The 4729-nt window shown below is 40.4% G+C and carries 4 protein-coding genes, 1 pseudogene and 1 riboswitch; of the genes and pseudogenes, 4 read left to right on the top strand and 1 reads right to left on the bottom strand.

Annotated elements, in window-relative coordinates; genetic code table 11:
* Positions 1–199: 199 nt before the first annotated feature.
* Entirely contained in the window at positions 200–1222 is a 1023-nt protein-coding gene (tdh, locus tag QZZ43_RS10280) for an L-threonine 3-dehydrogenase (protein ID WP_367221474.1), read from the top strand.
* A 201-nt stretch (positions 1223–1423) separates the two neighbouring features.
* Here the strand turns inward: tdh and QZZ43_RS10275 are convergent, their stop codons facing one another.
* Positions 1424–1615 carry a DUF6132 family protein gene (locus tag QZZ43_RS10275; protein ID WP_291858645.1) on the bottom strand — a complete coding sequence of 64 codons (192 nt, stop codon included), beginning with the start codon at positions 1613–1615 and terminating at the stop codon, positions 1424–1426.
* Between the two features lie 235 nt (positions 1616–1850).
* Here QZZ43_RS10275 and QZZ43_RS10270 point away from each other — a divergent pair, with 235 nt between their 5' ends.
* From QZZ43_RS10270 to QZZ43_RS10260, 3 genes and pseudogenes are all read left to right on the top strand, one after another.
* Entirely contained in the window at positions 1851–3050 is a 1200-nt protein-coding gene (locus QZZ43_RS10270) for a hypothetical protein (RefSeq protein ID WP_291858641.1), read from the top strand.
* Between the two features lie 31 nt (positions 3051–3081).
* Positions 3082–3334, top strand: a riboswitch (cobalamin riboswitch).
* 29 nt (positions 3335–3363) lie between these two features.
* Positions 3364–4512 carry an ABC transporter substrate-binding protein gene (locus QZZ43_RS10265; RefSeq protein ID WP_291858651.1) on the top strand — a complete coding sequence of 383 codons (1149 nt, stop codon included), beginning with the start codon at positions 3364–3366 and terminating at the stop codon, positions 4510–4512.
* Between the two features lie 4 nt (positions 4513–4516).
* Positions 4517–4729: pseudogene (locus QZZ43_RS10260) on the top strand (iron ABC transporter permease); the annotation flags it as partial.

Here is a 4729-nt window from a genome sequence, read left to right as displayed (position 1 = left end):
GGAGAAAAACCTTTCCGGTCTCAAATTGAGTTCTACAATTATCTGAACCGGATAAATCAGGAAATGGAGGAAGCTGTAAAAAATGATGTAAAAGCTTCTGAAAGCTGATTTTTGTTGTTTTTTTGAGCGTTGTGCTTGCTTAAATTTGTGTAAAGAAAAATCACTGATTATCAAAAATACTTTCATGGGATTGAAAACAATGCGAGCGCTGGTTAAAGCTGAACCGGAAAAGGGTATCTGGTTGAAAGAAGTTCCTGTACCTGTTCCCGGACATAATGACGTCATTATTAATGTTACAAAAACTGCTATTTGCGGTACAGATTTACATATTTATAAATGGGACGAATGGGCTCAAAAAACCATTCGGACACCGATGGTTATCGGTCATGAATATGTAGGCTATGTGGCTGCTGTGGGTTCGGAAGTGAGCAATGTTAAGGAGGGCGATCGCGTTACCGGTGAGGGGCATATTGCCTGTGGTCATTGTCGGAACTGCCGGCGGGGACGTCAGCATATATGCGAAAGAACTGTAGGAATTGGGGTAAATATCGATGGTGCATTTGCCGACTATGTGAAAGTCCCCTCTAATAATGTAATGAAAATTAATCCCCAGATTCCTGATGAGATTGTTAGCATTATGGATCCATTCGGAAATGCAACGCACACAGCTCTGTCTTTTCCCCTGATAGGCGAGGATGTTCTGGTTACAGGAGCCGGATTGATTGGTAGTATGTGTGTGGCCATTGCCAAATTTGCCGGTGCACGGTATGTAGTGGCTACAGAAATGAATGGTTATCGCGCAGAACTGGCCCGGAAAATGGGAGCCACAAAAGTGGTGAATCCTAAAGAGGAGAGTCTTACCGATGTGGTTCGTAATCTTGGCATGATTGGGTTTGATATTGGTCTTGAATGTTCAGGTTCCCAGGCTGCATTTAATCAAATGCTGGCTCACATGTACAATTCCGGAAAAATTTCGCTTCTTGGAATCCTCCCTTCTTCCACTGTCGTGGATTGGAATACAATTATTTTCAAAGGTCTCATGTTGAAAGGAATTTATGGCCGCGAGATGTTCGAAACCTGGTACCACATGGAACAAATGCTTATGTCAGGGCTGGATTTGTCCCCAATGATTACGCACCGGTTCCATATCAATGATTTCCAGAAAGGTTTTGACATTATGGAAGAAGGAAATTGCGGAAAAGTAATTCTTAACTGGGACTAAGCGAAGGGGGTTGAGTTTTGGGCCCCTTTATTTCTCCAATGTGGGATTTTATATGCAAACTGTGTTCTGAATTCTGGGTTTGGAATTCGACCTAATCATTAATTGTCTATTTACCTATTTGCCTGATAGCACAATCCCCAGTTTACGGATTATTAAAACTTTTAACTTTGCATTATACCCGGTTGTGTAAGAAATGATGACTTACTTTATTGTCCATATTGCTCCCAGCACCATGCCTGAAATTGTACTATTCCATGGATTACTGGTTATGGGGCAGGTACCTCCGTTGCAACCAATGAAATAGTAATACGCGTATCCCAGTGCTGCTCCAACTGCTATTCCGATGCCTATTTTCAACAGGCGTGGCATTTTTTTTGTTTCTTTGTTCTCCATTTTCCTGGTTTTGCATGTTATTTGTTACCACAAAAGTAGGTAAAAGAAGACATATATAAAAATATAGATGAGTGTGATTGAAAAAGGTATATTTTTGTCAGAATCGAGGCTTTAAAAATTGTTGCATCCGGGTTAACCCTTTGTTAATGAGGATTCAAGAAATGCAATAACGAAGAGTTTGGCAATATAGATGTTTTTTAGACCGGGCTCATAGATAATTAAAATTTTTCTGATTATGTTACGGCAAATATCCTGCATTTCTTTGTTGTTTTTATTTCTCTTTTCTGGTTCCGGGTATGCGCAAACTTCCAACAGGCTTAAGAGTGCCTGGGATTCTTTTCGTAATTCAGATGACAATGAGAAAGATTTTCGTTTCAACTCTTTCTTGAAATTACTTGAGCAAAGTATTGAAGAAAAAACTGGTATAATTCCGGAGAGTGATTTTTTGGGGGGGTGGAAAGTAGTTGACAATTCCGATAAAAATTACTCGATTTACACCACCTACGTAGATTTTGAAATCAGACCTGATCGTTTAATTTATTGCATTTACAATTCTGAAAGAAATCAGGCTGTCGCTCATTTTAAGGAAGTTGTGGAAAGTCAGGACGAAATTGATCTGAGTATTGTGTTGGAGTCGTTGGATAATGTTACCTCTTTGGTGGTTTTAAACTCAAGAGAAGAGTTGTTGCATATTCCTGATCTGGAGGTGGTTTTTGTTCTTAATGAAATGATTCAAAGCCGTGGACGCGGAATAGTATTCTCTCTTTCCGATTCCTTGAAATCCAGAATAGAGCTGTTAATCCAGAATTCATCGACATTTGACAACGATTTTGCCGATTATCAGGGGCTTTCAACGCTGATATCATCAGATGATAAATTGAAGGTGGTTACCTGGAATGTGGAGGAACGTAATGGAGATCATCATCTGTATGGAGTAATAGGTGTGAAGAACGAAAACGTTGTACGTGCTTATAGTCTGGACGATAAGAGTGGTGAGATACCAACTCCTGAATATGCGGTTTTGAAGCCGGAAAAATGGTTTGGTGCAGTTTATTATGAATTAATTACTGAGGCGTTCAAAGGTGATGTTTTTTATACTTTATTGGGTTACAACGGGAATGATGCTTTTTCGCGTATTCGGGTTGTGGATGTGATAACCCTTAGTAAAAGCGGACGTCCGCGTTTTGGGGCACTTATTTTCGACGACCACGGAAGAACCAAGCGCCGTTTGATTTATGAGTACAGTAACCAGGCCAATATGATGTTGCGATACGAAAACAGAGGGAATAGGATTGTGATGGATCATCTGGCACCTTTGCAACCTATGTATGAGGGTGACCGAAGTTATTATGGTCCGGATTTCTCCTATGATGTTTTAGAGTTGAAAAAAGGAAAATGGATTCTTGAGAAGAATGTGGAACTTCGAAACCGTTAAGCGTCTTGTAAATCTCTTAAATTAATGTATTTTTGCAATCAATGTAACGGGTGCCATTTGTGCCTAACAGGGAATCCGGTTAAAGTCCGGAGCTGTACCCGCAGCTGTAAGCTCTTAGTAATGGATTGAATACTTTCTGTTGCCACTGGAAGCAATGAGTAATGACCAATTATCGTTGACCAATTACCTTGAACATTGATAATTGAATATTGAACATTGTTTTTCCGGGAAGGCGATTCAATCCGGAGTAAGCCAGAAGACCTGCCTGTGCATTGTATATTTTAACTAAATAAAGCTTTCGGGAGGTAAAGTGATGGTATTGAAATCTTTCCTGGGCGCCTTGGCGCTTTTATTTTTTCTTTCGGCCTGTGAATCAGGCCCGGCTAATAATCCGGTAAAGGAGTTGTTTGGAATGCAACAACCTGATTCGGTCTATATTCCGGTTTATTCAAAAGGATTTAGCATTTCTTATTATGATGGGGTGAAATTGGTGCATGTTGCGGACCCTTGGGATTCTGCTGCTGTGGGGCAGTATATTCTGGTGGGAGATGAGGATTCACCTGCTAAATTTCGGAATTCGAATGTTCCCTTTATTGAATATCCTGTCAGTCGGTGGACGGCTTTTTCATCGACTCAGGTGGTTTTTGCCGAAAAGATCGGGGTTCTGGAAACCTTGAAAAGCGTGGCTGAACCGCACTATATCTCCAATAGGTTTGTTCAGGAGCAGTTAGCGAAGGGAGTTATCAGAGATGTGGGGCTTGCCAGTGCTGCCAATGTTGAGGTTTTGCTTGAATCGGCGCCCGAATTTATTTTTGTTTCCCCATTTATGGACAACCGCTATGGTCAGCTTGAGGAAGCAGGATTATTGATTGTTAATGATTGTGGTTACATAGAAGCTTCGCCTCTTGGACGTGCCGAATGGATGGTGTTTTTTAGCACATTTTTCAATAAGGAAGATACAGCCAGGGAACTTTTTTCAGACATTGTTTCCAGATACAAAGCCGTCAAACAAGTGGTCGCCAACGCCCCGCAAAAACCCTCCATTCTTACCGGAACTCTTTTTAATGATATCTGGTATATCCCGGCCGGAGATAGTTACATGGCCACTTTTTTTGAAGATGCAGGAACCCGATACGCATACAGTGATCGTTCAGGAACCGGTTCTTTTGCCCTGGACTTTGAAACGGTATTTAATGATTTCAGGGAGAGCGATTTTTGGCTGATTACTGTTAATCAAGAAGGCAAATTTTCTAAAGCTGATTTTCTTCAAATGGATGAACGATACGCTGATTTTCAATCTTTTCAGGAAAACAGAGTGGTATTCTCAAATACCAATTACTCGAATTTTTTTGAAAAGGGAATTGTGGAGCCTGATGTGGTTTTAAAAGATTTGGCTGTATGTTTTCATCCCGGACTTTATTCTGATTATGAGCCTGTCTATTTTGAATTCCTGAACGATTGATAGGATGCAGAAACTATTAACACAATATTTATCAGGCAGGCAACTTACTATTTTTTGGTTGTCAGGGTTGATTGTTTTGTCAATAACCTTGCTTTTGTTCAATCTGATTTTTGGTTCTGTAAATATTCCTTTTGTATCGGTGGTGAAGGCATTAATTGGAGATATGGATATCAATGACAGTTGGCGTTTGATTGTTTTGAAGAGTCGTTTACCCCAG

Source organism: Marinilabilia sp., from assembly GCF_016278715.1.
Classification (GTDB): domain Bacteria; phylum Bacteroidota; class Bacteroidia; order Bacteroidales; family Marinilabiliaceae; genus Marinilabilia.
This window is presented reverse-complemented; position numbering and strand designations above follow the sequence as displayed.